Origin of the sequence: Nocardioides alkalitolerans DSM 16699, assembly GCF_000426525.1 — a bacterium.
GTDB lineage: Bacteria > Actinomycetota > Actinomycetes > Propionibacteriales > Nocardioidaceae > Nocardioides > Nocardioides alkalitolerans.
In genome coordinates this window covers 1-26,139 of record NZ_AUFN01000003.1, presented here as the reverse complement: position 1 = coordinate 26,139, position 26,139 = coordinate 1, and the positions used below count along the sequence as shown (strand labels likewise).

Below are 26,139 nucleotides of genomic sequence, written 5' to 3'. Positions count from 1 at the left end.
CGGGAGGCGATCGACCCCACCGAGCGCGACCTCACCGTGCCGCCGCCGAAGCTGGGCACGAAGATCCGCGTCAACGAGTTCGCCCCCGGCCACCTCGACGAGCGTGGCCTCCAGTCCCCCGTGCACCGCACCGCCACGATCGACTACGGCATCGTGCTCGAGGGCGAGATCACGCTCGTGCTCGACGACTCCGAGGTCACGCTGCGGGCAGGTGACGTCGTGGTGCAGCGCGGCACCGACCACGCCTGGGCGAACCGCGGCGACGTCACCGCCCGCGTCGTCTTCGTGCTGGTCGACGGCGTGTACGACGACCAGCTCACCGCCTCGCTGCCCGCCGGGGCGCTCGACGGGTTGATGCACGGGGGCCCGAGGGACTGACGCGCCCGCGACCCGTCTCGCGGGACACCGCCCGACGCGGCGCCGCCACGGCTCCTAGGTTCGGGACCACCAACCCCGGGAGGTCCCGTGCTCAAGGCGTACACCGACTCGCGCTTCGGCCAGCTCCACCACGTGGAGGCAGGCTCCGGGCGGCCGGTCGTGCTCCTGCACCAGACGCCGCGCAGCTGGGACGAGTACCGCGACGTCCTCCCCCTCCTCGCGCCGCACTGCCGCGCGATCGCCATGGACACCCTCGGCTTCGGCGCCTCCGCCCGCACCGACCAGCCCTTCCGCATCGAGCTGTTCGCCGACGCGGTCGACGACCTCCTCGACGCGCTCGACCTCGACGACGTGCTGCTCGTCGGCCACCACACGGGCGGCGTGGTCGCGCTCGAGGTCGCGGCCCGCCGGGGCCGGCGGGTGAGCGGCCTCGTGCTCTCCGGCGTCCCGTACGTCGACGGGCCACGCCGCGCGCGGGTCGCCGAGGCGCCGCCCATCGACCACGTGGACGTCGCACCGGACGGGTCGCACGTCGGGCTTCTCCGCGCGCGCCGCCGCGCCTTCTATCCGCCCGACCGCCCGGACCTCCTCGACCGCCTCCTCCGGGACGCCCTCGGCGTGCTCGACCGCGTCGAGGAGGGGCACGCCGCGGTCAACCGCTACCGGATGGAGGAGCGCATCGGGTCGGTCGCCGTACCCACGCTCGTCGTGTGCGGGGAGGACGACGAGTACTCCCTGCCCGACGTCCCGCGGCTCGTCGACGGCCTCACCGCGGCACCCGTCGTGCGCACCAGCGTGCTCCCCGGCACCGGCGTGCCCTCCGTCGACCACCGGCCCGATCTCTTCGCCGCCGCTGTGCTGGCCGAGCTCGCCGCACCGCTCGACCTCGGCCGACCGGTCGTCCCGTGACCGCGGGACGACGTGTCCTCTGGCTCGCGCTCGGCGGCACGCTCCAGGCCCGGGGCCACGACGCCACCGACCGCGACCGCTACTGGCGCACGGGCGAGACGGTCGCGGCCCGGGACCTCCTGGCCGACCTTCCGGAGCGGCTCGGCCCCGTCGACGTCGAGGAGGTCTCCGCCGGCGCGAGCCACGACCTGACCCCCGCGGCGGTCCTCGACCTCGCCGCACGCCTGCGCCGTACGGACCCGGCCACCGTGAGCGGCGTCGTGGTCAGCCTGGGCTCCAACGCCCTCGAGGAGGTCGCCTTCCTGCTCTGGCTGGTCGGGCCCGCGCCGGTGCCGGTCGTGCTGACGGCCGCGATGCGCCCGCCGACGGCGCTCGGGACGGACGCGACCGCCAACCTCGTCGCCGCCCTCACGCTGGCGGCGACGCCCGAGGGTGTCGGGGCCGGCTGCGTCGTGGTCTCGGACGACGCGGTGCTGCACCCGGTCGGTCTCGCGAAGACCCACACCCACGACCTCGACGCCTTCCGCGCCGGCGGCCACCGCCTCGGCACCGTGCACCCCGGCGAGCGACCCCGGCTGGACGTGCCGGGATGCCCCTCGCCCCTGGCGGGCCTGCCGCTGCCCGACCGGCTGGCCCCGGTGGCCCTCGTCGCGTCGCACCTGGGCGCCGACGGCGGCGCGGTCCGGGCGGCGGTGGCCTCGGGAGCCCGCGGCGTCGTGGTGAGCGGGCTGGGCGCCGGCTTCGTGCCGGCGGCCGAGCGCGAGGCCCTCGACGCGGCGCACGCGGCCGGCGTCGTCGTCTGCGTGGCCCGGCGCACCGCTCGCGGGCGTACGGCGGACGCCGCGCTCACCGCCCCGCACCTGGGCGCCGGCCTGCTGACCGCCGTCCAGGCCCGGCTGCTGCTCGCCGTCGCGCTGGCGACGGAGCCGGCTCCGGGTGCGCCCGGGCTCCAGGACCTGGTCGACGCCTGCCGCCCCTGACCGTGACCCGGCAGGGGCGGCAGCGCGGCTCCTCCGGGGGAGCCGGTCACCCCCGGCACGAGCAGGCGACTACTGCGCGAGCAGGTCCTCGACCGCGTGCTCGACCAGGCCAGCGACGGCGTCGAGCTTCCACCCGTTGCCCGGCAGCGGGTGGGCGTGCCGGTCGAGCTCGCGGTCGAGCAGCCGGCGGACGCCGGCGACCGTCGGCGTGGTGCCCTCGAGCGCCCGCTCCGTCGCGGTCGCGCGCCACGGCGTGGGGGCCATGGCGCCGAGCACCAGGCGTACGTCGTGCCACGTGCCGTCGTCGTCGACGCTCGCGGTGACCGTGGCGGAGGCGGTGGCGAAGTCGCCCTGGTAGAGGGCGAGCTTGCGGAAGCTCCCCCGCCGGCCGGAGGTCGGCACCGGTACGACGACGTGCTGGACGATCTCGCCGTCAGCGAGCGCCAGCTCGCCCGGCCCGTCGTACAGGTCGGCGAGCGGCAGCCGACGGGTGGTCTGACCGCGCTGCAGCACGACCTCCGCGTCGAGCGCCTGGAGCACGGTGCCCAGGTCGGACGGGGTGACCGCCTGGCAGCGGTGCCCGTCGATCACCGCGTGCTGGAAGCGGTGGTCACCGGTGACCGCGTAGCAGGGGCTCGTCACGCCGTTGCGCTTGTAGCAGGAGAAGCCGTTGCGGAAGAACCAGCAGCGCTTCTCCTGGGCGAGGTTGCCGCCCACGGTGGCGCTGTTGCGGATCTGGGGCGAGGCGATGCTGCGCACCGCGTCGGCGACGAAGGCGAGCTCGGGCGGGAGCGCCTCCTCCAGCTCGGCCAGGCTGACCGCCGCCCCGACGAGCAGGGCCCCGTCCTCCGACCGGATCCGGCGCATCGCCGGCACCCCGATGGTCGACACCAGCACCGGTGCGGGGCGGGACTGCCGCTCCCGCTCCACGAGCGCGTCCGTGCCGCCCCCGATCGGCTGGGCGCCGTCGGCCACGGCGGCGACGACGGCGTCGAGGTTCCCCGGCCGCAGGACCTCGGGCGGCGCGGGCGGGCGGTGGCCGGCCGGGCCGACCCCGCGACCCAGGCGCGTGCCCCAGTGGTGCAGCACGTGGTGCAGCCCGTACGGGTAGAGGGCGCGCAGCAGCGCGACCCACCAGCGGCCCGGGCGACGCCAGAGGCCGTGGTGGCGCCGGCGGCCCTCCTGCTCGGCGAGCGCCGTGACCACCTTGTCCGGGGTGATCGGCAGCTCGGTGATGCGGACGCCCACCGCGTCGCGGACCGCGTTCGCGACCGCGGCGCCCGGCGGGACGATCGACATCTCGCCGACGCTCTTCGCGCCGTACGGACCCGCCGGGTCCTCCGCGTTCACGATCACCGGGCGGATCGACGGCAGGTCGGCGGAGCGCGGCATCGCGTAGTGCAGGTAGGTCGGATTGACGACCCGCCCGCCCTCGCGCACGAGCTCCTCCCCCAGGGCCGCACCGAGCCCCATGGCGGCACCGCCCGCGATCTGGCCCTCGACCGCCGTCGGGTTGATGGCCCGGCCGACGTCGTGCGCGGCGACGTAGTCGAGCACCGTGACCTTGCCGGTCCGGCGGTCGACGTCGACCAGCGCGCCGTGCGCCGCGTAGGCGTAGGTGGGCGAGAGGTTGAACCGGTCCTTGCCCGTCGAGATCATCTCGGTGCCCTCGAGCACGTAGCTGGTCTCGTGGCTGAGCACGTCGCCCTCGGCCGCGTCGCTGAGGCCCACGAGGTCACCGAGGTCGACCTCGCCCGTCGGCGCCACGGCGCGGCCGTCGCGCAGGGTGACCGGGCCACCGCCGAGCTTGTCCTCGGCGAGGGCGCGCAGCTGGTCGCCCAGCTCGCGCGCCGCCTGGCCGACGGAGGAGCCCGTCATGTGCGTGCCCCGCGACGACCACGCGCCCAGCTCGAAGGGCGTGCGCTCGCTGTCCATCGAGAGCACCTCGACGTCGGCGAGGTCGACGCCCAGCTCGTCGGCCGCGATCTGGGCGAGGATCGTGTTCTGCCCCGTGCCGGCGTCCGCGCTGCCGTGGCGCACGCGCACGTGCCCGTCGGCGAAGAGGTCGATCGCGGCGTCGCTGCGGTTGGCGAACTCGTAGGCGTAGGCCCCGCTGCCGTGCATGCCGGCGGCAACGCCGAGCCCCCGGCTGCTGCTGCCGCCGGCGGCCCCGGTGGCCACGGCGGTCTTCCGGGCGTCCCAGTCGAGGCCCTCGCGCACGGCCACCAGGCAGTCGCCCAGGCGGGAGGTGGTGACGTCGTACCCGCAGAGCGTCGTCTCGTTCTCGGGCCCGAGGTTGCGCAGCCGCATCTCGAGCGGGTCGAGGCCCAGCCGCAGGGCGAGCTCGTCGACCTGGGACTCGACGGCCAGCGACACCTGGGGGGTGCCGTAGCCCCGGAACTGGCCGCCGGGCTGCGTGGCCGTGTCGACCAGGCGCGAGGTGAAGCGGGCGCCGTCGGGGCGGTACATCGAGCCGAGCGTGATCATGCCGACCCGCATCACGGACGTGCCCATGTGGCTGTAGCTGCCGTTGTCGACGAGCACGTCGGCGTCGAAGAGCCGCAGCGTGCCGTGCTCGTCGGCCGAGGTGCGCAGGTGGGTCTCGAACCGGTGGCGCGGCTTGTTGGAGCCGAACTCCTCCTCGCGGGAGAGCTCGAGCAGCACCGGGAGGCCGGCCTTGCGCGAGAGCGCGGCGGCCAGCACCTCGTGCTCGGAGGCCTTCGACTTCGACCCGAACCCGCCACCGACGGCCACCTCGCGGCAGATCACGGCGTCGTGCGGGATGCCCAGCAGGTGCGAGACCTCCTTGGCGATGAACCAGGGGGCCTGGGTCGAGGTCCACAGCTCCACGGTCCCGGACGCCTCGTCCCAGGCGGCCAGCGTGGTGTTCGGCTCCATGCACACGTGCGAGACGCTCGGGTAGACGTAGTCGCCCTCGACGACCGTGGTGCCGGCGCGCCCGCCGGTCTCGACGTCGCCCCAGGTGGCGTCGAGCCGGAACGCGACGTTCGCCTCGTCGGTGACGCGCTGGTGCAGGCGGCGCGCGCCGTCCGCGAGCGCGTCGCGCGGGGTGAGCGGCGCCGGGCGCACCCGGTAGCGCACCCGGATCGCCCGCAGCGCGGCGCGCGCCTCCTCGGGGGTGTCGGCCGCGACCGCCGCGACCTCCTGGCCCACGTGGCGCACGACCCCGGCGGCCAGCGGCGGGCGGTCGGAGAGCGGGGCGCCGCGGTGCAGGTAGGTGATGCCCTCCGGGAAGTCGGCGGTCGTGATGACCGCGCGGACGCCCGGCAGCCGCTCCGCGCGCGAGACGTCGAGCGCGACGATCTCGGCGTACGGGTGCGGGGAGCGCAGGACGGCGGCGTACAGGTGCTGGGGCGAGGTCAGGTCGGCCGCGAACCGGGTCTCCCCGCGGGTGCGGGCCTCCCAGTCGATCGGACGGACCCGGGAGCCGACGTAGCTCACGACGCGGCCTCCTCGGGGTCGGCGTGCCCGCACGACGGGCCCGAGGTCGCCCCCGCCGCGCGCCGCTCCAGCACCGCGCAGACCGAGGCGGTGATCGCCTGGTAGCCGGTGCAGCGGCAGATGTTGCCCGACATCCGCGCGCGGACGGCGCCGGGCAGGTCGTCGCCGCCGACGAGCTCGTCGGCGCGCCGGGCGAGCGCCGTCGCGTGCACCAGCTGGCCCGGGGTGCAGAAGCCGCACTGGAAGGCGCCGGCGTCGGCGAACTCCTCGCGCAGGTCGGTGGCCTCGTCGGCGAGCGCCTCGAGCGTCTCGACGGGCCCGCGCACGAGCCCGGCGGCCGTCACGCACGACATCGTGGGCCGCCCGTCGACGAGCACGGTGCAGGCACCGCACTCCCCGCGACCGCATGCCACCTTGGTGGCCGTGAGGTCGAGGTCGTCGCGCAGCACCCGGGCGAGCGGGCGCGAGGCGGGGGCCTCCACCGACCGCCCGTTCACGACGAGCGTCACGAGCGGGGTCGCGGCGGCAGCGGTGGCCGGGGCGTCGGTACGGCGACGCAGGGCGCTCACAGGTGGCTCGCCCAGTGCAGACGACGGTTCTCGACCCAGGAGTAGGCGGCGTTGATCACGTTGCCCAGGATGCCGAGGATCAGCAGCGCCGTGAACATGCCCGCGATGTCGAACATCGACTGCGCCTGCGTGAGGTAGAACCCGATGCCGTTCTGCCCGCCCACCAGCTCGGAGACCACCATCATGATGAGGGCGATCGGGAGGCCCACCCGGAGCCCGGCCGAGATCATCGGGATGGCCGAGGGCAGCACGACCCGCCGGATCACCTGGAGCCGGCTGAGGCCGTACATGCGGGCGACGTCGACGCGCTCCTGGCGGACGCTGCGGGCGCCGGCGATGGTGTTGACGAGCACCGGGAAGAGCACACCGAAGGCGATGATCGAGATGCGCATGCCGTTGCCGAGACCGAAGAGGAGCACGGCGATCGGGAGGACCGCGACGGCCGGCAGGGCCCGCAGGAACTCCATGGTCGGGGTCGTGTACTCCGCCACGCGGCGCGAGGAGCCGATGGCGAGGCCGAACGCGATGCCGAGCACCGCGCCGAGCACGTAGCCGAGCGCGAACCGCTGGAGGCTCGGGAGCAGGTCGTCCTGCGCCCCCTCCCACACCCAGTCCTCGCGCAGCGCGACGAGCACGTCGCTCAGCGGGGGCAGGTAGATGGAGTCGCTGGTGCGGCCGCCGTACTCCCAGAGCACGAGGACCGTGACGGGCAGGAGCCACGGCAGCAGGCGCCAGCCCACCCGGGCGAGTCGGTTCTCCATCATCGGCTCCCGTCGGTGCGGTGGTCGGCGTTCCAGAACACCACGCGGCGCTCCAACCAGCTCATGAGCACGGCGATCGCGTAGCCGAGCACGCCGACCACGACGATGCCGGCGTACATGTCCTCGGTGCGGATCGCGACCTGCATGCGCACGATGTAGTAGCCGAGCCCGCCGCTGCGGGTGAGGATCTCGACGGTGATGACGAGGATGAGGGCGATCGCCGAGCTGACCCGGATGCCGGTGGCGATGCTGGTCGCGGCCGCCGGCAGCTGGATGCGCAGGAAGATCTGCCAGCGCTTCAGCCCGAAGGTGCGCGCCGCGTCGATCGAGACCTCGTTGACGCCCCGGACGCCGTAGTAGGTGTTGAAGAGGATCGGCCACAGCGAGGCGTAGACGATCATCGCGACCGTCGTCGTCGAGCCCACCCCCAGGAGCAGGATCGAGAACGGGATGAGCGCGACCGACGGCAGCGGACGCAGGAACTCGATGACCACCCGGAAGAGCTGCCAGGCCGTCCTCGACGCACCCAGCACCGCCCCCGAGAGGACGCCCGCCACGATCGCGATGCCGAGACCCTGCGCGTAGGCGCCCATCGTGGTGCCGACGCCCGAGAGCATGTCGCCGGCCCGGAGCTCCTGGCCCAGGGCCGCCGCGACCTCCGAGGGACGGGGCACGTAGAGCGAGGTGATGACCGTCGCGGTCAGCAGCTCGAGGAGCAGGAGCAGCCCCACGGCGAACACCAGTCCGCGCAGCTGGGGGCGGAACGAGCGTCGTCGCCGCGGGCTCGCGGGCGGGGCCGCGGGCTCGCGGTCCGTCGCCGGTGCCTCGCGCACCGGTGTCGTCGTACTCATGGCGGTCCTTCCGGACGATCGTGGCGGTCCGTGGCGCGGGGCGGGGTCGCCACCCCGCGCCAGGGGGCGGGGTCAGGCGATGATGTCGCCGACCTCGACGGGCCGGGGCAGCACGTCGAAGCGGCTCATGACGTCGATGACGGGCTGGACCATGTCGTCGCTCAGCTCGTCGCCGAACTGCAGCAGCTGCAGGTTCGCCAGCGACTCGTCCGTCAGGCTCGTGTACTCCTGCAGGATCCCCGCGCGCTCGTCCCGGTTGGCCGGGTCGTTGGCCCACTCGTTGGTGGCCGCGAGCGCCGCGGCGAACTTCTCCACGAGCTCCGGCTGCGCCTCGGCGAGGTCGCCCTGGCCGAACCAGATGGTGTTGTAGAACTCCTCCTGGTCGTTCACCGCGTCGTACGGCGAGGCCAGCACCGTGCCGAGGCCGGCGGACTCGATCTGGGCGTTGAAGGGCGCCGTGACCGTGGCCGCGTCGACCTGGCCGCTCTCGAACGCCTGGCCCACCTGCGTGAAGTCGAGGGTCACGAAGTCGACGTCGTCGACGTCCACGCCGGCGTCGTCGAGCGTCGCGAGGGTGGAGAGGTGCGGCATCGTGTTGAGGGCGTTGACGGCGATCGACGTGCCCGCCAGGTCTTCGACCGACTCGATGTCGCTGCCCTCGGGCACCATCACCCAGACGCCCGGGTTGTCGGGGGTGTAGACCGCGCCGCCGGCGACGATCTGGAAGCCGATGCCGGCGGCGTTCGCCGAGGCGATCGAGGTCGGCGAGGTCAGCGCGAACTGGGCGTCGCCCGACTCCACGGCCGCGGCCAGCTCGGGCACGTTGGCGACGATGTCCACCGTCACGTCCAGGCCCTGCTCCTCGAAGAAGCCCTTCTGCTCGGCGTAGAAGGCCTGCGAGCCGGAGTCGGAGCCCACGGTGGCGATCGTGATGCTGGTGGTGCCGTCCGCGTTCTCGGTGACGTCGGCCGCGGCCGAGCCGTCGCCGCCGCCGCAGCCCGTGAGGAGGGCGAGCGAGGCGACGGCGACGAGCGCGCCGACGCGGTGCTGGGTGGAGATGCTGCGCATGGTCGTTCCCTGCTTTCTGTCTGTCACGGTGGGGGTCGTCAGTTCTGCTGCCCGGGAACGGCCTGCCGCTGGTGGGTCAGACCCATGACGTCGTGGATGTAGGCGCGGATGCGGAGGAACTCGGGGTCGCTGCGCGTCTCGACCTGCGTGCGCGGCTGGGGCAGCCGGACCTGGAGCTCCTCGGCGACCACGCACGGCGGCTTGCTGAGGATGACGATGCGGTCGGCGAGGTAGATGGCCTCGTCGATGTCGTGGGTGACCATCAGCATCGTGTTGCCCGCGTCGCGCAGGCGGTCGCGTACGTCGAGCAGCGTGTCCTCCAGGCCCTCCTTCGTGAGCGCGTCGACCGACGCGAAGGGCTCGTCGAGCAGGAGGATCTGTGGCTGGAACGCCATGGCGCGGGCGATCGCGACCCGCTGCTGCATGCCGCCCGACAACGCCCCGGGGTAGTAGCCCTCGAAGCCGGTCAGCCCGACGCTGGCGAGCGCCTCGGCGACCCGGCGCGACTTCTCCGCCGCCGGCATCTTCTTGTCACCCGCCAGCGGGAAGCGCACGTTCTTCTCGACCGTCAGCCACGGGTAGAGGGAGCGCGTGTAGTCCTGGAAGACCAGCGCCATCTCGGGCGGGGGCTTGGAGATCGTGCGGCCGTCGAGCGCCACCGTTCCGGACGTCGGCGCCAGCAGGCCCGACATCATCCGCAGCAGGGTCGACTTGCCGCACCCCGACGGGCCGATGATGGCGACGAACTCGCCGCGCTCGACGCGGAAGCCGAGGCCGTCGCAGACCAGCGGGCCGTCGGCCCGGTAGCGCTTGCGCAGCTCGCGGACCTCCAGGATCGGGTCTCCCGAGGACGCGGACCCCTGCTCGGGTGCTGTGGCCATGTGGGTGCTCATCGGGTTCTTCCTTCCCTGGTGCCGCTGGTGCGGCGCCGATCGACGCGACGGGATCGCTCCCGTCGTACGGGACGACCTGACGGAGCGCGGACGTCGTCGACGCTGCCGACCCGCCTCCGGTCCACGCGGTTCTGATCGCATCGAGCCGGTCTCCGTACTTTGTACGGTACATTTTATTTCACCGGGCTGAAGCCTCCACCGAAGACATTTCCTGTTTGTTTCGGCCGGCTCCCCGCCCGGTGACGCCGTCCAGGTCGATCCGCCGAGCGGCCGTTCGACCCGTTGGGCCGGTATGCAAGCCGGGTCACGGGCCTACGTGAAAGGGGGTGTCCCGTGCCGCGGAACTCCACTGCCCGAGACCAGGCCAACATGCTCGAGAAGTGCGTGCGGATCCTGCAGGCCTTCCGCAGCGGCGACCAGCACCTGCGCCTCGCCGACCTGGCCCAGCGCACCGGCATGCCGAAGTCGACCGTGCACCGCCTCGCCGCGGTGCTCATCGACCAGCGCCTCCTCGACCAGGACGACGACGGCTACCAGCTCGGGATCGCGCTCTTCGAGCTGAGCAGCCTCGTGCCGGTCGAGCACCAGCTCCGGCTGGCCGCGCTGCCGTTCCTCCAGGACCTGTTCATGGCGACCCACGAGACGGTCCACCTCGGCGTGCGGGAGGGCCTCGACGTCGTCTACGTCGAGAAGATCCACGGCCACTCCGACCTGGGCCTGCCCTCCCGCGTGGGCGGGCGGCTGCCGCTCAACTGCACGGGGATCGGCAAGGCGCTGCTCGCGTTCAGCAGCGACGAGGTGCGCGCCGACTTCCTCTCCCGCCCGATGCGGCGCATCACCGACAAGTCCACGACCGACGCCGCTCGCCTGACCCGCGAGCTGTCCGAGGTGCGCGCGACCGGGCTCGCGTTCGAGCGGGAGGAGGCCACCATCGGCCGGGAGTGCGTGGCCGCGCCGGTGCTCGTCCAGGGCGAGGTCGTCGCCGCGATGTCGATCTCGGTGCCCGTGTCCGCCTACCGGATGCCGCACCTCGCGGCGGCGGTGAAGACGTCGGCGCTCGGGCTGTCGCGCTACCTGCGCAACGCCGAGGAGGTCCGACGTACCGGCGGGCGTTCCGCCTCACGGGAACCGGGCTACCGGGCGGCACCGCGGGTCGTGGAGATTCGCTCTCGATGAATGAGCAGAGCGTCGCCGAGGCGGCCGACCGACTGTGGGACGCCGCCGCGAGCGGCACCCCCACGGGCCCGGTCCGCGAGCTGATCGGCACCGAGGACCTGTCCACCGCCTACACCGTGCAGCAGCGCGGCATCGACCGGCGCCTGGCCGCCGGCGACCGCCTCGTCGGCCGCAAGGTCGGGCTGACCGCACCGGTCGTCCAGGCCCAGCTGGGCGTCGACCAGCCCGACTTCGGCACCCTGCTGGCCTCCATGGCCGTCGACGGGCCCGTCGCCGCCCACCGGGTGCTGGCGCCGCGGGTCGAGGCGGAGATCGCGTTCGTCATGGCCGCCGACGTCACCACCGTGCCCGACGACCCCGCCGAGCTGCTCGGCGTGATCGCCCGGGCCGTGCCGGCCATCGAGGTCGTCGACAGCCGCATCGCGGGCTGGGACATCACGATCACCGACACGATCGCCGACAACGCCTCGAGCGGTCTCTTCGTGCTCGGCACCGACGAGGTCGCCCTCGACGCCGACGCCCTGCGCGAGGTGACGGTGACCATGACCGACGGCGCCACGGAGCTCTCCAGCGGCCAGGGGTCGGCCTGCCTCGGCAGCCCGCTCGCGGCCCTGGCCTGGGTGGCCCGCACGCTCGCCGACCTGGGCACGCCGCTGCGGGCCGGCGAGGTCGTGCTCAGCGGGGCCCTCGGCCCCATGGTCGACGCCCTGCCCGGTCACCGCTACGTCGCGACGTTCCGTCACGGCGACCGCACCAGCGAGGTCGCGGTCGAGTTCGAGGAGGTCGGCGCATGAGCAGGCACAAGGTGGCCGTCATCGGCTCCGGCAACATCGGCACCGACCTCATGATCAAGGTCCTCCGGCGCTCCGAGGTGCTCGAGATGGCCGCGATGGTGGGCATCGACCCCGCGTCCGACGGTCTCGCCCGCGCCCGCCGCCTCGGGGTGCCGACCACCGCCGAGGGCGTCGACGGCCTCCTGCGGATGCCGGGCTTCGACGAGGTCGCCGTCGTCTTCGACGCCACCTCGGCCGGCGCCCACCGGCGCAACTGGGAGCTCATCGAGCCGACGGGTGCGCGGATGGTCGACCTGACCCCCGCCGCGATCGGCCCCCTCGTCGTGCCGCCGGTGAACCTCGCCGGCCTCACGGACGCCCGCAACGTCAACATGGTCACCTGCGGCGGCCAGGCCACCATCCCCATGGTGGCGGCCGTCGGCGAGGTCGCCCCGGTCCTGTACGCCGAGATCGTCGCCTCGATCTCGTCGCGCTCGGCCGGCCCGGGCACCCGCGCCAACATCGACGAGTTCACCGAGACCACGAGCCGGGCCATCGTCGAGGTGGGCGGCGCCGCGCGCGGCAAGGCCGTCATCGTGCTCAACCCCGCCGAGCCGCCGATGATCATGCGCGACACGGTCTACTGCCTCACGACGGGCAGCGACCCCCGGGCCGTCGCCCGCTCCGTCGCCGCGATGGCCGAGCGGGTCCGCGACTACGTCGGCGGCTACCGGGTCAAGCAGGCGGTGCAGCACCGCGCGCTCGCCGCCGACGACCCGCTGCTGCGCCTCGCCGGCGCGACGGGACGCGACGACGTCAGCCTCGTGTCGATCTTCCTCGAGGTCGCCGGCGCCGGTGACTACCTTCCCGAGTACGCCGGCAACCTCGACATCATGACCGCCGCCGCCCTGCGGGTCGGCGAGACCCTGGTCGCCCGGCGACCGCTGGAGGCCACCGCATGAGCACGACCCCCCGCATCTACCTGCAGGACGTCACCCTGCGCGACGGGATGCACGCCATCCGCCACCAGTACACGACCGACCAGGTGCGCACCATCGCCGCGGCGCTCGAGGCGGCCGGCGTCGCCGCCGTCGAGGTCAGCCACGGCGACGGGCTCTCGGGCGGCAGCGTCAACTACGGCGCCGGCGCCCACACCGACCTCGAGTGGATCGAGGCCGCCGCCGAGGTGCTCGACACCGCGACGCTGACCGTGCTGCTGCTGCCCGGCATCGGCACGGTTCAGGACCTGCGCGACGCGTGGTCGGCGGGCGCCCGCTCGGTGCGGATCGCCACCCACTGCACCGAGGCCGACATCGCGCTGCAGCACATCGCCGCGGCCCGCGAGATCGGCTTCGACGTCGCGGGCTTCCTGATGATGTCGCACATGAACGACCCCGGCGCCCTGGCCCAGCAGGCCACGGTCATGGAGTCGGCGGGCGCGCACTGCGTCTACGTCACCGACTCGGGCGGCCACCTGACGATGGACGGCGTCCGCGACCGGGTGCGCGCCTACCGCGACGTGCTCCACCCCGGCACCCAGGTCGGCATCCACGCCCACCACAACCTGACGCTGGGCGTCGCGAACACCGTGGTGGCCGTCGAGAACGGCGCCGAGCGCGTCGACGCCTCGCTGGCGGGCCAGGGCGCCGGCGCCGGCAACTGCCCGATCGAGGCGTTCGTGGCGGTGTGCGACCTGATGGGCTGGGAGCACGGCAGCGACCTCGACGCCCTGATGGACGCCGCCGACGACCTCGTGCGGCCCCTGCAGGACCGCCCGGTGCGGGTCGACCGCGAGACCCTCTCGCTCGGCCACGCGGGCGCCTACTCCAGCTTCCTGCGCCACGCCGAGTCCGCCGCCGAGCGCTACGGCGTCGACGCCCGCACGCTCCTCAAGGAGGTCGGCCGTCGCAAGCTCGTCGGCGGCCAGGAGGACATGATCGTCGACATCGCGCTGGAGCACCTGAAGACCACCGACCCCTCGGTCGCCCCCTCGACCTCCCAGGAGCTGAGCGCATGAGCACCGTCGTCGCCGGCGTCGCCGCCTCCCACAGCACGCTGATGAACACCCACTGGGCCGAGGTCGACCACCTCCCCGACGCCCACCGCTTCCGCGACGGGCTCCACGCGGCCCGCGACTACCTCGCCGAGAAGAAGCCGGACGCCGTCGTCGTCATCGGCTCCAACCACTTCCGCGGGCTGTTCCTCGACCTCATGCCGTCGATCACCGTCGGCGTCGCCGAGGTCAACGGCGCGGGCGAGGCCCAGACGCCCGCCGGCCCCCTGCCGGTCGACACTGCGCTGGCGAAGTCGCTCGTGGACGGCCTCGTGCAGGACGGGTTCGACCCCGCCTTCTCGCTGCGGCTGACGGTCGACCACGGCATCACCCACAGCCTGCAGCACCTCGTGCCCGACCTCGACGTGCCGATCGTGCCGGTGGTGCTCAACATGTTCGCCCCGCCCCTGATCCCGCTGCCCCGGGCCCGGGCGATCGGCGAGACGGTACGGCGTGTGATCGAGGCCGACGGCGCCGACAAGCGCGTCGCGGTGATCGCCTCCGGCGGCCTCTCGCACCGCCTCCCCTGGCCCGACTGGGCGGCCGCGCTCTCCGACGACGACCGCTTCCTCGTCGAGGCGTGGCTCAACGGGCGCGAGCAGTGGAAGGAGTTCGAGGTGCGGCGCCGGCAGATCATCCGGGCGGCCGAGCCCGACATCAACCCCGACTTCGACCGCGACTTCCTGGCCCAGCTGGCCGCGGGGGACCTCTCCCCCACCCTCGCCCTGACCAACGACGAGGTCGAGAAGGTCGCCGGCAACGGCGCCCAGGAGATCCGCTCATGGATCGCGATGGCCGCCGCCGTGGGCGGTCGCGGCCGCACCCTCGCCTACGCCCCCGTCGACGAGTGGCTGACCGGCATGGCCGTCGCCGTCGTCGACCCCGCCTGACCACCACCCACCCGCACCCCGCACCGCACCTCACCCAGGAGAAGCGATGACCCTCTGGACCGACCTCTTCGACGTGCCCTTCACCGTGGAGTACGTCGACGCCGGCGGCCTGCGCACCCGCGCCCTGCGCGCGGGTTCCGGCGAGCCGATCATCCTGCTGCACGGCACCAGCGGCCACCTGGAGGCGTTCGTGCGCAACGTCGCCGTGCTGAGCGCCGACTACGACTGCCACGCGATCGACATGATGGGCCACGGCTACACCGACAGCCCGGGCGTGCCGTACCGGATCCCCGGCTACGTCCAGCACGTGCTCGACTACATGGACGCCCAGGGCCTCACCTCGGCGCACTTCATCGGCGAGTCCCTCGGCGGCTGGGTGGCCGGCCGCCTCGCCGCCGACCGCCCCGAGCGCGTCCGCACCCTGGCGCTGGTCGCCGCCGGTGGCACCGTGGCCAACCCCGAGGTGATGCAGCGCATCAAGACGAGCACCCGCCGGGCGGTCACCACCGACGACCGCGACCTGACCCGCAGCCGCCTCGAGCTGCTGATGCACGACGCGGCGAACGTCACCGACGAGCTCGTCGACGTGCGCCACACGATCTACCACCGGCCCTCCTTCGTCGAGAACATCGACCACCTGCTGTGCCTGCAGGAGATGGAGAACCGCAGCGTCGACCTCCTCACCGCCGAGCAGCTGGGCCGGATCACGGCCCCGACGCGCGTCGTGTGGGGCGCCGAGAACCCGTTCGGCGACGTGCCCGAGGCCCGTGCCATGAGCGAGGCGATCACCGGCTCCGAGCTGGCGATCTACCCCGAGTGCGGCCACTGGCCGCAGCACGAGCACGCCGACCGCTTCAACAAGGAGACCCTCGCGTTCCTGGCGGCGCACGCGTGAGCGGTGACCTCCGGATCGGCCTGCGCGTGCCGCCGTGCCGGCCGGTCGCCGAGATCGCCGAGTTCGTGCGCACGGTCGAGGACGCCGGGTTCGACGACGTCTACGTGCCCGACTCCCAGGTGCTGTGGCGCGACGCGTGGATGACGCTGTTCGCCGCGGCGGCCGCCACCTCCCGGATCGGGCTCGGCACCGCGGTGACCAACGTCGTCACCCGGCACCCGAGCGTCGTCGCCTCGCTGGCCCGCACGGTCGCCGAGGCGGCCCCGGGCCGGTTCCGCATCGGCCTCGGCGTCGGCAACAGCTCGGTCGAGCCCGTCGGCCTCTCCCCCAGCACCGGCAAGGAGCTGCGCGACGGGATCGCGGCCGTCCGCGACCTGCTCGAGGGCCGCGAGACGTCCTTCGGCGAGGCCCGGGTGCGCATGCGCGACCCGTACGGCGCGGTGCCCGTCATGGTCGCCGCCAGCGGTCCCCGCAACCTGCGCCTGGCCGGCGAGGTCGCCGACGGTGCGGTGCTGCTCAGCGGCGTCTCGACCCCGCTGCTGGCCCGGGCGGTCGGCCTGGTCCGCGAGGGCGCCGAGAGTGCGGGGCGCGATCCCGGCTCCGTGCAGATCGTCGTCTCGGCCCACGCGATGGTCACCGACGACATCGAGCGCGACGCCCGGATCCTCAAGCCCATCTGCGCCGGCATCGCGCAGCACGGCGGCCGCTCCGCGCTGGCCACCGCCGGGCTCGAGATCGAGGTCCCGGCCCACGTGCCGGAGGTCTACCCCGACCTCGTGCACGCCGAGGACTGGAACCTCGCGGTCGAGCACTGCTCGCAGTGGGTGAGCGACGAGGACGCGGTCACCTTCGCCCGCTCCTTCGCGCTCTTCGGCACGGCGGAGGAGATCGTCGCCAAGGTGCGCGACGCCCAGGAGCACGGCGCCACGTCGATCTTCCTGCAGCACGTCGGCTCGTACGACCTGCCCCACCGCCTGCGCGACGCCGTGGCCGCCGAGGTGCTCCCCCTCCTGCGCGATGCCGGCTGAGACCGGCCTGCACGCCCGCGACCTGGTCGCCACGGTCCGTCGGGCCGCGGCGGCCGGGTCCGACGTGCGCGAGCGGGCGACGCTCGAGGTCCTCGACGCGGTCGCCTGCATGCGGCTCGGCGCGTCCCACCCGCTGGTGACGACCGTCGCCGCCGCCGGAGCGTGGGGCGGCACCGGACGGCACCGCTCGTTCGCCGGCGAGGGCCACCCGCTCGAGCAGGCCGTGCGCCTCGACGCCCTGGCCTGCCACGTCGACGAGCTCGACAGCATCGAGCCCGGCGCCGCCGTGCTGTCGGCCGCGCTCGTCGTGCCGGCCGCGTGGCACGTGGCCGAGCTGCGCGGCTCCTCCGGTACGGCGCTCCTCGACGCCGTCGTGGCCGGCTACGACGTCGTGAGCCTCGCCGGTCAGGCGCTCGGGGGCCCCGCGGCGTACGCGCACGGCTGGTGGCCGACCTCGACGGTCGGCGCCCTGGGCGCGGCCGCTGCCGTCGGCCTCCTGCTCGACCTCGACGACGACGCGCTCGCGGCCGCCTTCGGACTGGCCGCCGCCCGCACGGGCGGTCTGCTCTCCGACGACGACCTCGGGGCCGGCCACTACCTGGCGGCCGCCGACGCCGCCGTGGCGGGCCTGCGGGCGGCCCACCTCGCGGGCGCCGGCCTGACGGCCTCCGCGACGTACCTCGGCGGTCCCGCCTCCCGCGCCTTCCCGACGTGGGGCGACCCCGGCCCGCGCGAGCCCGGGGACGGGGTGCGCGCCACCACCACGAAGCCCTACCCGTGCGCCCGCCCGCTGCAGTCCGTCGCGGCCGCGCTGGAGACCGGCGCGCACCGGGTCGACGCGCTCGCCGCGATCACCGTCGAGCTGCCGGCCCCGCTGCTGCGGTTCGTCACCACCGACGTCGAGGTGCCCGACGCCACGCGGGCGGCGGCGAGCCTCGCCCACGTCGTCGCGGCGGTCCGAGAGGGCCGTGCCGGCGACGCCCGGTTCTTCCGCACCGCCTCGCTCGAGGGGCTCGCGCCGCTGCCGACCCTGGAGCTGCGCCCGTGGGCCGACGCGTCCGCGGGCACGTGGGGCTGCCGGCTGCTGCTGCGCGCCCACGACGGCACGGAGGTCACCGTGCGCGCCGAGCCCCCGACCGTCCCGCCCGGCCGGCTGCGGGTCAAGGCGCTGCGCGTGCTCGCCGACGCCGGCGTCGCGCCCGACGTGGTCGGGCCCGTGCTCGACGACCTGGGCCGGCTCGATTCGGCCCCCACCGTGTCCGGTCTCCGGTTGCACCGACGCCTCGCCGCGGTCCGCGGCGTCTAGGGTGAGGACGCCATGAACGATGCCTCTGCCGTCCCGCCGACGCCTCCGCGCGACCGGACCCTCAGCGCACCGCTGATCGCGCGCCAGGCGCTCGCCCTCGCCGACGAGCGCGGGCTCGAGAAGCTCACCGTCCGCAGCCTCGCCAGCGCCCTCGGCGTCGGCACGATGACCTTCTACGGCTACTTCCGGTCGAAGGAGGAGATCCTCGACGCCATGGCCGACGAGGCGCTCGGCTCGCTCGCCCTGCCCGAGGGCGAGCCCGACGAGACCCCCCGCCAGGCCATCGAGAACGTCGCCCAGGCGTTCCGCCGCCTCATGGTCGAGCACCCGTCGATCGCCCAGATCCTCTCCTCGCGCATCACCGACAGCCCGCAGGCCCGTCGGGGCGCGATGGAGGTCGTGATCGACCGGCTGATGCGCAGCGGCATCCCCGGGCCGCTGGCGGTGCGCAGCTACGGCTTCCTCATGGTGCACGCGCTCGGGTTCGCCAGCTACCAGACCCCGCGGCCCTGGGCGCGCGGCACCAGCGACGAGTCGCCCGACGAATCCGAGCTGCGGCGCCAGCAGCACCACTTCTACGCGTCGCTGCCGCTCACCGAGTTCCCCCGGCTGGTCGAGCTGCGCGACGAGCTGATCGAGCTGCCGGGCGAGGCCCAGTTCGCCTTCGGCGTCGCGTGCCTGTGCGACACCGTCGAGGCGACCCTGGCGCGCGAGGGCCACCTCGACGGCTGACGTCGTACCGGCCGACGGTCAGGCCGTCGGCTGCAGCACCCCGAGGGCGGTGCGCACCAGCCACCGCGTGAGCCGCGCCATCTCCCGCACGTCGACGACGTTCATGCCGGCCGGGAAGTCGAGGGCCAGCGGGGCGTCGGGGCCGATGCGGTCCATCCCGATGCGCGCCGTCGACACGCCACGGCTGCGCAGGATGTTGGCGTCGGTGGCGCCGCTGTTGGCGACGATCGGCTCGTGCGTCCGGCCCCGGTCGGTCTCCCAGGCCGCGACCGCGGCGCGCACGACGAGGGCGTCGGGGTCGGTGCGCGTGCCGGGGATCGCCAGCACCATGTCCCAGTCGAGGTCGAGCTCGGGGTGCTGGGCGCGGATGCCCGCCATCGCCTCACCGAACTCCCGGCGGGCCTGCTGGGGCGTGGTGTCCGGGCCGATGCGCAGGTCGACGCGCAGGGTGCACGAGGCCGGGGAGACGGCCGGCATGTGGGGGTAGCCCGCCCGCACGGAGCCGATGTTGCCCTGCGGCGCGACGAGCCCCGCGGTGTGGCGGGCGGCGTACGTCGGGAGCCACGCCTCGATGCCCGCCACGACCTTGCCGATCTCGACGATCGGGTTCACGTAGGGCATCCGGTGGCGGCTGCCGACGTAGCTGAAGGTGCCGCGCACCGTGACGTCGAACCAGCACAGCCCGACCTCCTCCCACGCCACGGCGCCGCCGGGCTTGGCGATGACGGCGTGGTCAGGGAAGACGCCCTGCTCGAGCATGAACGAGCAGCCGACGCCCTGGCCGGCGTTCTCGCGGGGCAGGTCGGGGCGCGCGCGGCGGTTGGTCGGCATGCCGCCGGCGCCGAGGCCCAGCCAGAGGTCGCCGGCCAGGGCGAGCCCGCTGCGTCGGATCGCCTCGCCCGCCACCATCACGCAGGCCGCGTGGCCCTTCGGGTTGCTGGCGCCGAGCCCGACGACGTGGTCGCCGTCGACCCGGGCGTGGGGCAGCATGTCGGGGCGCAGGGAGTCCGCGGCCCACGGCTCGTCCTCGTCGGCGTTGCCGGTGGTGAGGGTGTCGATCGGCGCGTAGAGCAGCAGGGACGGGCCGCCCTCGGCGCCCCGCACCCGGCCGACGGCGTTGGCCTGCCGGTCGTCGAGGGGCTGCACGCGGGCCTCGACCCCGGCCCCCGCCAGGTGGTCGACCGCCCACGTCGCGAGCGCCCGCTCCTCCCCCGTGGGGCTCGGCACGTCGACGAGGCCGACGACGACCTCGCGCAGCAGGTCGGCGTCGACGTGCGCCATCACCGCCTCGACGGCGTCGTCCCGTACGGCGGAGCTCACCGGCCGTTCCTCACGTCGCGCACGACGGTGCCGTTCACCTGGACGAGGGTGCGGCGGGCGAGCCAGGCGCCGCCGAGCAGGAGCGTGGTGGCGAGCATGATGCGGAGCACGCGGGTGGTGGTCATCGGTCGTCCTTCCGTTCGAGGAACTGGTGGGCCAAGCGGGCGTACTCCTCCGGACGCTCCGCCTGGGGGTGGTGGGCGGTCGCGGCGAGCACCGCGACGTCGGCCCGGGGCATGCAGGTCGCCAGGTCGGCGGCGTACGACGGGGGCGCAAAGGGGTCGTGCTCCCCCCAGAGCCACAGCGTGGGCGCCGCGACCGCGTCGAGACGGTCGGCGAGGCTCTGGGGCGTGCCGCGGCCCGTCCCGTCGGCCACGGCCAGGGCCCACGGCGTGACGCTCGAGGCGTAGCGGCGCCGTACGGCGACCTCGGGCAGACCGGTGGGGTCGTGCCACTCCAGCCCGGCCATCAGCTCGCGCATCTTGGCGGGGCTGGGGCCGTCGCCGCCGTAGTAGCGGGTCCGGGCGCCGACCGCGAGGGCGACGTCCGAGCGTTCGTCCGGCACGGGCTGGCTGCCGGTCGCGACGATCCGACCGACCAGGCCCGGCTCCCGGGCCGCGAGCGCGAGCGCCACCGAGCCGCCGAGCGACTGGGCGACGACGTCGACCCGCTCCACCCCGAGGCAGGCGAGGGTGATCCGGAGCCGCTCGGCGTGGTGGTCGAAGACGGGGTCGTCGTGACGCGCCGCCACCGACCCGCCGTACTGCGGCAGGTCGACGAAGAGGTGCGGGCGCGCGGGCAGGATCGCCGGCGCCGCCGACCGGAAGTCGACGGCGCTGGCGCAGCCCGGCCCTCCCCCGTGCAGGAAGAGCACGGGCGTGCCGGCGTCCCGCGTGCCGCGCCAGCTGTGGCTCAGCACGGGGCCGACGTCACTTGATGACACGGACCGTCGGGTCCTGCTGGACCTTCGGGGAGACCTGCTCGATGTGGCGGCGCCAGGCCGTCAGCGACAGGTCGGGGCGGTAGAGCTTCTCGGGCGGCGCGTCCATCACGTCGACCATCCAGGCGTCCTGGGCGGTGAACTGGCCGTGGAAGAGCCAGCGGATGGCGCCGAGGTACTTGGCCTTGAACGCCGCCGCCTTCGCGCCCTTCTCGAAGCGCACCATGATCTGGACGTAGCGCACGGTGTGCTCGTCGACCGGCACGTACCACTCGTAGTGGATGAAGTGCGGGTAGGCGACGCGCAGCAGGCCGGGCAGGCGGATCGAGACGAAGCCCGGCAGGTCGAGCGCCTTGATGACGGGGTTGACGTCGTCGGCCTTGCCCGGGGCGTCCGGCAGCGGCATCCGCTTGTACCAGCGCTTGTTGGTCCAGGTGCCGAGGTCGGGGAACTTCGCCTCCCAGTGCACGGCGTCCTGCACGCGGATGAGCCAGCCGTCCTTCTCGACGACGCGGGTCTCGTTCCACGCCGGCATCACCTTGAACAGGCGCCACAGAGCGGTGTTGTGGAGGTACTTGGCGTGGCCCTCGTCGAAGCCGTTCTCGGCGGCGAAGCGCCAGTTGCCCTCGCGGATGTCCCAGCGACCGCCGAGGGCGAAGTCGTTCTCGACCAGCTCGGCGGGGATGTCGCGCTCGACCGGCGCGGGCTCGTCGTCGCCGACGTACACCCACACGAGGCCGAGGCGCTGCTCGACCGGGTAGGTCTTCACACCGACCCGGCCGTTGATGGGCGAGCTGGGCCCGTCGGTGAGGGCGGCGCACATCTTCCCGGTGTCGAGCTTGTAGGTCCAGCCGTGGTACGGGCAGCTGATGGTGCCCTCGTACTGCCGGCGACCGAGCGAGAGCGGCACGCCGCGGTGGGGGCAGCGGTCGTGCAGGGCGTGGATCTGGTCGCCGTCGCGCACCAGCACGATCTTCTCGCCGAGAAGCGTGATCGGCACGGGCTTCTGGCCGATCTGCTCGGCCCACATGATCGGGTACCAGTAGTCGCGGAAGCCGCGCGTGGCGGCGTCGTACGTCGGCCACGACGACCAGTCGTTGCCCGGCGACTCGGGCTTGGGCTCGGCGGTCTTCTCGACCCGGCTGCGGCGCTTGGCAACGCGGGGCTCGTCCGAAGTGGCGGTCATGGTCGTCTCCTAGGTCAGATGTCGAGAACGAGTCGGGGGGTCGTCGCGCGCGACACGCACACGGCGAGGCTGGAGGTGTCGTCGAGCTCGGCGCCGGTGCGGATCGAGTCGCGGTGCTCGGGGGTGCCCTCGAGCACGGCGACCTCGCAGGAGCCGCAGACGCCCTCGCGGCAGGCGTTGGGCACCGAGATGCCGCCCTCCTCGAGCACGTCGAGCACGCTCACGCCGGGGGCGACGAGGCGCTCGAGCCCGCTGCGGGAGGCCACGACGGTGAGCGGCTCGTCGACGAAGCCCGACAGGTCCTTGGCGGTGAAGCGCTCGAGGTGCACGTCGACGTCGTCGCGGGCCAGGCCGGCGCGCTCGACCACGTCGAGCAGACCGGCGGGACCGCAGCAGTAGACGGCCGTCCCGTCGGCGGCCTCGGCGAAGAGCCGGTCGAGCGGGAGCAGCCCCGACTCGTCGGCGGGCCACAGCTCGACGCGGTCGCCGTACGGCGCGAGCCGCTCGAGGAAGCCCATCGAGGCGCGGGTGCGGCCGCCGTACGTGAGGCGCCACTCCTCCCCGCGTGCGTCGACCTCGCGCAGCATCGGCAGCAGCGGCGTGATGCCGATGCCGCCGGCGACGAAGTGGTAGCGCTTGGCGGGCAGCAGCTCGAAGTGGTTGCGCGGGCCGCCGACCTCGACGACGTCGCCCGGTCGGAGCACCTCGTGCACGTGGCGCGATCCGCCGCGCGACGACGGCTCGCGCAGCACCCCGACGGTGTAGCGCAGCCGGTCGCCCGCGTCGCCGCAGAGCGAGTACTGGCGCAGGCCGTCGGGGGTGTCCAGGTCGATGTGCGACCCGGGCGTCCAGGCGGGCAGCCAGGCACCGTCGGGGTCGACCAGGGTCACCTGGAGCACGCCGTCGGCGATGCGGGTGAGCGACTCGACCATCAGGTCGAGCACGCCCTCTTCTTCTTCCATCATGTGGTGCACTCCTTCTCTGCCTCGGCACCGGCCCACTGACGGGCGGCGAGCACGATCGACGACGACGCGGCGAGGGCGGCCACGGCCACGACGAGCCAGGCCGCGCCGACGCCCTGGAGGTCGAGCACCCCGGCGAACAGCAGCGGTCCGAGCACACCGCCGAAGAACACGCCGCCCTGGGTGAGTCCGGTGGCGGCGGACACGCGACCGGCGCGCGCCCGCGAGACGCTGAGGTTGAACAGGCCGTTCCAGCCCCACCCGAAGGCGTAGGCGACGACCACGCCGACGCAGAACAGCGCGGCGGAGGGGGTCGCGAGCAGCGCGAACCCGAGGGACCCGACGGCGAGCATGCCGGCGACCCCGACGAGCACGCGCCAACCCTCGAGCAGCGAGCCGCGCCAGCTCGCGAGCACCCGCAGGCCGATGCACGCGAGACTGCCGGTGACCTGCACGGCGGCGACCTGGCCGGGCGTGAGGCCGCGGGTCGCGCCGCTGGAGGCCACGAACGAGGGCAGGCTCGTCGCCGCCATCGAGGCCAGCACGGCGCCGGCGACCAGGGCCGCCATGAGGGGCGCTCCCCCGATCGGGCGGCCCAGCGGCGGGCGCGCGTCGTCACGCCGTACGGCGGGCGCCTGCGGCGCGCGGACGAGCAGCTGGGCGCCGAGGGTCAGCAGCGCGACGATCCCGACGGCGGTCCGCCAGCTCTCCCCCGTGTGGAAGAAGGCGAGCAGCGCGCCGCTGAGCAGGGTCGCCGAGGGGATGGCCGACTGGACGAGTCCGAAGGCCACGCCCTGACGCCGAGCGGGCACGGTGTCGGAGAGCACCTGGTTGGCGGCCGGCTGCACGAGGGCGTTGGGCAGCCCGAGCAGGCTCAGCGCGACGACGACGGTGGTGCCGTCGTCCGCGAGCGCGATGGCCGTGAGACCGGACGTGGCGCCGAGGCAGGCCAGCCGCATCGACGGGGTGGCCCCCCAGCGCTGCACGAGGCGACCGCCGAGCGGCGAGAACGCGGCCGAGAAGGCGTAGTAGCCCGCGACGGCGAGACCCAGCTGGCCGGCGGAGAACGGGATGGTCGCGGCGACCTGGATCGCGATCGTGCCGACCAGGAACGGAGGCGTCGCGACGGAGATCATCGTCGCGATGACCCCGGCCATGGAGCGTCGCCCGTGCGTCGTCGAGCCTGCGTGCGTCTGCTGTGTCGTCATGCCGCCTCCTTCCGTACTAAGTACGGTACGGCGGGCGACGGGGTCGTGAACAGCAGTCGATCCGTCACACGGGACGGCGTGGGGTGGCGTTCCGGTGGGCGGGTCGTCCGGTCTCCTCCCGACCTACGTCCGGCGGTGGAAGGTGACGGCGCCGGCCTCGGACCAGGTGGTCGCGTAGGTCGGGTCGTGGGCGCGGTGGTGGTGATGGGCGCAGAGCAGGACGAGGTTGGCGAGGTCGGTGGGTCCGCCGGTGTTCCAGGGCATCTTGTGGTGGCGTTCGCACCAGGCGGCGGGGATGTCGCAGCCGTCGGTCTGGCACTCGGGGTGGGTGATGGTGTGGGCGCGTGCTTGGTGGTGGCTGAAGAGTCGGGCACTGCGGCCGAGGTCCAGCGGCACAGACGCCCCGCCCATGACGGCGGGGATGAGTGCGTGCTGGCAGGCGAGGCGGCGGGCGTGGGAGGCGGAGATCTCGCCACCGGTGTCGAGGGTGACAGCGCCGAGGGCGTCCGTGAGCTTGTCGAGCTCGACCGTGGCGATCACCGCGACCGGTGACCCGCCCTGGCTGGGCAGCCCGTCGACCGGGAGGTGCTCGACCAGTGCGCAGAACGCCTGCCCCCGGCGTACCTCGGCGGGGATCCGCTGCCCGTCACCCGCGCCCGCGGAGCCCACACCGTTGGAGCCCGCACCGTCGGCGCCCGCGCCGTCCGCCACGGCGCTCGTCGTGCCGGCGCCATCGGGGCCGTGGCCCGCCGCGGCGCCCGTCGTACCGGAGGCGTGGTGGTCGCGGCGTGGGTTCGTATACGCCTCGAGTGCCCGCGACAGCACCGCCGCCGACAGGTCGGGGATGAGCCCGGTGATGCGGGTCGTGCCGTCGCCCTGCGGCGACAACGTCAACCGGGTCCGGACCCGTGCCCTGGCCTCCTCCGCGTTCAGCACCGCCTCCTCGTGGGCGTCGGCTCGTTCGGGGGCGACCACGCGCAGGAGGTGGCGCCCGAGGCGTCGTACCTGCCTCGGGGTGAAGGACGCGCACTCGCCCAGCAGGTGCGCCTCCGCGCGGGCCACCACGTCCGGGTCGAGATCCGCAGGCAGCTCCTCCAGCGCATCGAGCACCGCCGCGGCATGACCCACCGACACCTCACCCGACCGCAGAGCGGCGCGGGTCGCGTCGTACGACTCGAGCCGGCCGGCGAGGCGTTCCTCGAACCGCAGGCGTCCCGGGTCCTGCCGGGTCGCGTGCGCCAGCCACGCCCCGGCCGACCGCGCACCGGCTTCCGCCGCCAAATCACCGGCCCCCGCCAGGACCCGCAACCGCAGAGAAGCGACCCGCTCCCCCACCCGCGCCAGCTCCACCAGCAACGCGCCCCTGGCCGACGTGTCCAGCCAGTCCGGATCGACCCCCGACCCGGCCAACCGGTCCAACGACCGCGTCAGCTCGGCGACGCAGTCGACCCACGGATGCACATCCACCGCACCGCTCTGCGCTCCCGCCCTGACCCCCGTCATGACACCAACGCTAAGGGCGACCACCGACAACGCCGGGCGCCCGATCGAGCCCCTGTGAACAACCCCGAGGCGTGGTCTCGAGACACTCGCTGCGCTCGCTCCTCCACCACCCAGAGGCGTGGTCTCGAGACGCTCGCTCCTCCACCCCGAGAAGCGCTCAGCCCCTCCATCACCGGCACGCCCCCGCCCTCGACCTCCGGACCCCATGCCAGCCATCCCCGCCCCCGATACCCCCACCCGTTGCCGCGCCGCCCCGCGCGCTGCTGGACTCCCCCCATGACCTTCACCGCTCCCCG

Annotated in this window: 25 protein-coding genes; 12 read left to right on the top strand and 13 right to left on the bottom strand. The window is 74.1% G+C overall.

Going from position 1 to position 26,139, the window contains the following annotated elements; translation table 11 throughout:
* The 3 genes from K329_RS23655 to K329_RS23650 all read left to right on the top strand — a co-directional run.
* Positions 1-378: cupin domain-containing protein (locus tag K329_RS23655; protein WP_157571505.1), on the top strand; the 378-nt coding region annotated here is incomplete at its 5' end.
* An 87-nt stretch (positions 379-465) separates the two neighbouring features.
* Positions 466-1,287, top strand: coding sequence for an alpha/beta fold hydrolase (locus K329_RS0100655; RefSeq protein WP_028471549.1), 822 nt, complete (start codon positions 466-468; stop codon positions 1,285-1,287).
* Entirely contained in the window at positions 1,284-2,267 is a 984-nt protein-coding gene (locus K329_RS23650; protein WP_052336206.1) for an asparaginase, read from the top strand. The genes K329_RS0100655 and K329_RS23650 overlap by 4 nt, the downstream gene beginning before the upstream one ends.
* Before the next feature lie 69 nt (positions 2,268-2,336).
* On the opposite strand, the gene K329_RS29175 is transcribed toward K329_RS23650, so the two are convergent.
* The 6 genes from K329_RS29175 to K329_RS0100620 form a co-directional block, all read right to left on the bottom strand.
* Positions 2,337-5,729, bottom strand: coding sequence for a molybdopterin cofactor-binding domain-containing protein (locus K329_RS29175; RefSeq protein WP_052336205.1), 3,393 nt, complete (start codon positions 5,727-5,729; stop codon positions 2,337-2,339).
* Positions 5,726-6,298 (bottom strand): (2Fe-2S)-binding protein, encoded by a 573-nt coding sequence (locus K329_RS23640; protein WP_211225702.1) that lies wholly within the window; start codon positions 6,296-6,298, stop codon positions 5,726-5,728. Before K329_RS23640 ends, K329_RS29175 begins: the two co-directional genes overlap by 4 nt.
* The gene (locus tag K329_RS0100635; RefSeq protein WP_084540890.1) at positions 6,295-7,062 is read right to left on the bottom strand and encodes an ABC transporter permease; all 768 of its coding nucleotides are present in this window, start codon (positions 7,060-7,062) and stop codon (positions 6,295-6,297) included. The genes K329_RS23640 and K329_RS0100635 overlap by 4 nt, the downstream gene beginning before the upstream one ends.
* The gene (locus tag K329_RS23635; RefSeq protein ID WP_157571504.1) at positions 7,059-7,910 is read right to left on the bottom strand and encodes an ABC transporter permease; all 852 of its coding nucleotides are present in this window, start codon (positions 7,908-7,910) and stop codon (positions 7,059-7,061) included. Before K329_RS23635 ends, K329_RS0100635 begins: the two co-directional genes overlap by 4 nt.
* A 72-nt stretch (positions 7,911-7,982) precedes the next feature.
* Complete coding sequence (locus K329_RS0100625) at positions 7,983-8,978, bottom strand: ABC transporter substrate-binding protein (RefSeq protein ID WP_028471547.1); 996 nt, start codon at positions 8,976-8,978, stop codon at positions 7,983-7,985.
* Between the two features lie 38 nt (positions 8,979-9,016).
* Positions 9,017-9,871, bottom strand: a complete 855-nt coding sequence (locus tag K329_RS0100620; protein WP_245596394.1) for an ABC transporter ATP-binding protein — start codon at positions 9,869-9,871, stop codon at positions 9,017-9,019.
* Positions 9,872-10,204: 333 nt separating this feature from the next.
* On the opposite strand from K329_RS0100620, the gene K329_RS23630 reads away from it, so the two are divergent.
* The 9 genes from K329_RS23630 to K329_RS0100575 are packed head-to-tail and all read left to right on the top strand — an operon-like array spanning position 10,205 to position 18,724.
* Entirely contained in the window at positions 10,205-11,047 is an 843-nt protein-coding gene (locus tag K329_RS23630) for an IclR family transcriptional regulator (protein WP_211225701.1), read from the top strand.
* Positions 11,044-11,841 (top strand): 2-keto-4-pentenoate hydratase, encoded by a 798-nt coding sequence (locus tag K329_RS23625; protein ID WP_211225700.1) that lies wholly within the window; start codon positions 11,044-11,046, stop codon positions 11,839-11,841. The genes K329_RS23630 and K329_RS23625 overlap by 4 nt, the downstream gene beginning before the upstream one ends.
* Positions 11,838-12,782: an acetaldehyde dehydrogenase (acetylating) gene (locus K329_RS0100605; protein ID WP_028471545.1), complete on the top strand. Its 945-nt coding sequence runs from the start codon at positions 11,838-11,840 to the stop codon at positions 12,780-12,782. The genes K329_RS23625 and K329_RS0100605 overlap by 4 nt, the downstream gene beginning before the upstream one ends.
* Positions 12,779-13,837: a 4-hydroxy-2-oxovalerate aldolase gene (dmpG, locus tag K329_RS0100600; protein WP_028471544.1), complete on the top strand. Its 1,059-nt coding sequence runs from the start codon at positions 12,779-12,781 to the stop codon at positions 13,835-13,837. Before K329_RS0100605 ends, dmpG begins: the two co-directional genes overlap by 4 nt.
* On the top strand, positions 13,834-14,763 hold the full coding sequence (locus tag K329_RS0100595; RefSeq protein ID WP_028471543.1) for a DODA-type extradiol aromatic ring-opening family dioxygenase: 930 nt from the start codon (positions 13,834-13,836) through the stop codon (positions 14,761-14,763). Before dmpG ends, K329_RS0100595 begins: the two co-directional genes overlap by 4 nt.
* A gap of 46 nt (positions 14,764-14,809) precedes the next feature.
* Positions 14,810-15,658, top strand: coding sequence for an alpha/beta fold hydrolase (locus tag K329_RS0100590; protein ID WP_028471542.1), 849 nt, complete (start codon positions 14,810-14,812; stop codon positions 15,656-15,658).
* Positions 15,655-16,686 (top strand): LLM class flavin-dependent oxidoreductase, encoded by a 1,032-nt coding sequence (locus K329_RS0100585; protein ID WP_028471541.1) that lies wholly within the window; start codon positions 15,655-15,657, stop codon positions 16,684-16,686. The genes K329_RS0100590 and K329_RS0100585 overlap by 4 nt, the downstream gene beginning before the upstream one ends.
* The gene (locus tag K329_RS23620; RefSeq protein ID WP_052336203.1) at positions 16,676-17,992 is read left to right on the top strand and encodes an MmgE/PrpD family protein; all 1,317 of its coding nucleotides are present in this window, start codon (positions 16,676-16,678) and stop codon (positions 17,990-17,992) included. The genes K329_RS0100585 and K329_RS23620 overlap by 11 nt, the downstream gene beginning before the upstream one ends.
* Positions 17,993-18,004: 12 nt before the next feature.
* Positions 18,005-18,724 carry a TetR/AcrR family transcriptional regulator gene (locus K329_RS0100575; protein ID WP_028471540.1) on the top strand — a complete coding sequence of 240 codons (720 nt, stop codon included), beginning with the start codon at positions 18,005-18,007 and terminating at the stop codon, positions 18,722-18,724.
* An 18-nt stretch (positions 18,725-18,742) separates the two neighbouring features.
* On the opposite strand, the gene K329_RS0100570 is transcribed toward K329_RS0100575, so the two are convergent.
* From K329_RS0100570 to K329_RS0100540, 7 genes are all read right to left on the bottom strand, one after another.
* The gene (locus K329_RS0100570) at positions 18,743-20,044 is read right to left on the bottom strand and encodes a M20 family metallopeptidase (protein ID WP_028471539.1); all 1,302 of its coding nucleotides are present in this window, start codon (positions 20,042-20,044) and stop codon (positions 18,743-18,745) included.
* A complete protein-coding gene (locus tag K329_RS31835; protein WP_281169782.1) occupies positions 20,041-20,169 on the bottom strand; it encodes a hypothetical protein in 129 nt (42 codons plus the stop codon). Before K329_RS31835 ends, K329_RS0100570 begins: the two co-directional genes overlap by 4 nt.
* Positions 20,166-20,987 carry an alpha/beta fold hydrolase gene (locus tag K329_RS23615; protein ID WP_084540888.1) on the bottom strand — a complete coding sequence of 274 codons (822 nt, stop codon included), beginning with the start codon at positions 20,985-20,987 and terminating at the stop codon, positions 20,166-20,168. Before K329_RS23615 ends, K329_RS31835 begins: the two co-directional genes overlap by 4 nt.
* On the bottom strand, positions 20,974-22,170 hold the full coding sequence (locus K329_RS0100555; protein ID WP_028471538.1) for a Rieske 2Fe-2S domain-containing protein: 1,197 nt from the start codon (positions 22,168-22,170) through the stop codon (positions 20,974-20,976). Before K329_RS0100555 ends, K329_RS23615 begins: the two co-directional genes overlap by 14 nt.
* Before the next feature lie 14 nt (positions 22,171-22,184).
* On the bottom strand, positions 22,185-23,135 hold the full coding sequence (locus tag K329_RS0100550; RefSeq protein ID WP_157571503.1) for a PDR/VanB family oxidoreductase: 951 nt from the start codon (positions 23,133-23,135) through the stop codon (positions 22,185-22,187).
* Entirely contained in the window at positions 23,132-24,340 is a 1,209-nt protein-coding gene (locus tag K329_RS0100545; RefSeq protein WP_084540887.1) for an MFS transporter, read from the bottom strand. The genes K329_RS0100550 and K329_RS0100545 overlap by 4 nt, the downstream gene beginning before the upstream one ends.
* A gap of 123 nt (positions 24,341-24,463) precedes the next feature.
* A complete protein-coding gene (locus K329_RS0100540) occupies positions 24,464-25,843 on the bottom strand; it encodes an HNH endonuclease signature motif containing protein (RefSeq protein WP_028471535.1) in 1,380 nt (459 codons plus the stop codon).
* Between the last annotated feature and the right edge of the window lie 296 nt (positions 25,844-26,139).

Coding starts and splice junctions, on each gene's coding strand:
- K329_RS0100635 (WP_084540890.1), bottom strand. CDS start 7,062: ATGATGGAGAACCGACTCGCCCGGGTGGGCTGGCGCCTGCTGCCGTGG.
- K329_RS23635 (WP_157571504.1), bottom strand. CDS start 7,910: ATGAGTACGACGACACCGGTGCGCGAGGCACCGGCGACGGACCGCGAG.
- K329_RS0100625 (WP_028471547.1), bottom strand. CDS start 8,978: ATGCGCAGCATCTCCACCCAGCACCGCGTCGGCGCGCTCGTCGCCGTC.
- K329_RS0100620 (WP_245596394.1), bottom strand. CDS start 9,871: ATGAGCACCCACATGGCCACAGCACCCGAGCAGGGGTCCGCGTCCTCG.
- K329_RS23625 (WP_211225700.1), top strand. CDS start 11,044: ATGAATGAGCAGAGCGTCGCCGAGGCGGCCGACCGACTGTGGGACGCC.
- K329_RS0100605 (WP_028471545.1), top strand. CDS start 11,838: ATGAGCAGGCACAAGGTGGCCGTCATCGGCTCCGGCAACATCGGCACC.
- dmpG (WP_028471544.1), top strand. CDS start 12,779: ATGAGCACGACCCCCCGCATCTACCTGCAGGACGTCACCCTGCGCGAC.
- K329_RS0100595 (WP_028471543.1), top strand. CDS start 13,834: ATGAGCACCGTCGTCGCCGGCGTCGCCGCCTCCCACAGCACGCTGATG.
- K329_RS0100590 (WP_028471542.1), top strand. CDS start 14,810: ATGACCCTCTGGACCGACCTCTTCGACGTGCCCTTCACCGTGGAGTAC.
- K329_RS23620 (WP_052336203.1), top strand. CDS start 16,676: ATGCCGGCTGAGACCGGCCTGCACGCCCGCGACCTGGTCGCCACGGTC.
- K329_RS0100575 (WP_028471540.1), top strand. CDS start 18,005: ATGAACGATGCCTCTGCCGTCCCGCCGACGCCTCCGCGCGACCGGACC.
- K329_RS31835 (WP_281169782.1), bottom strand. CDS start 20,169: ATGACCACCACCCGCGTGCTCCGCATCATGCTCGCCACCACGCTCCTG.
- K329_RS0100555 (WP_028471538.1), bottom strand. CDS start 22,170: ATGACCGCCACTTCGGACGAGCCCCGCGTTGCCAAGCGCCGCAGCCGG.
- K329_RS0100550 (WP_157571503.1), bottom strand. CDS start 23,135: ATGATGGAAGAAGAAGAGGGCGTGCTCGACCTGATGGTCGAGTCGCTC.
- K329_RS0100545 (WP_084540887.1), bottom strand. CDS start 24,340: ATGACGACACAGCAGACGCACGCAGGCTCGACGACGCACGGGCGACGC.
- K329_RS0100540 (WP_028471535.1), bottom strand. CDS start 25,843: ATGACGGGGGTCAGGGCGGGAGCGCAGAGCGGTGCGGTGGATGTGCAT.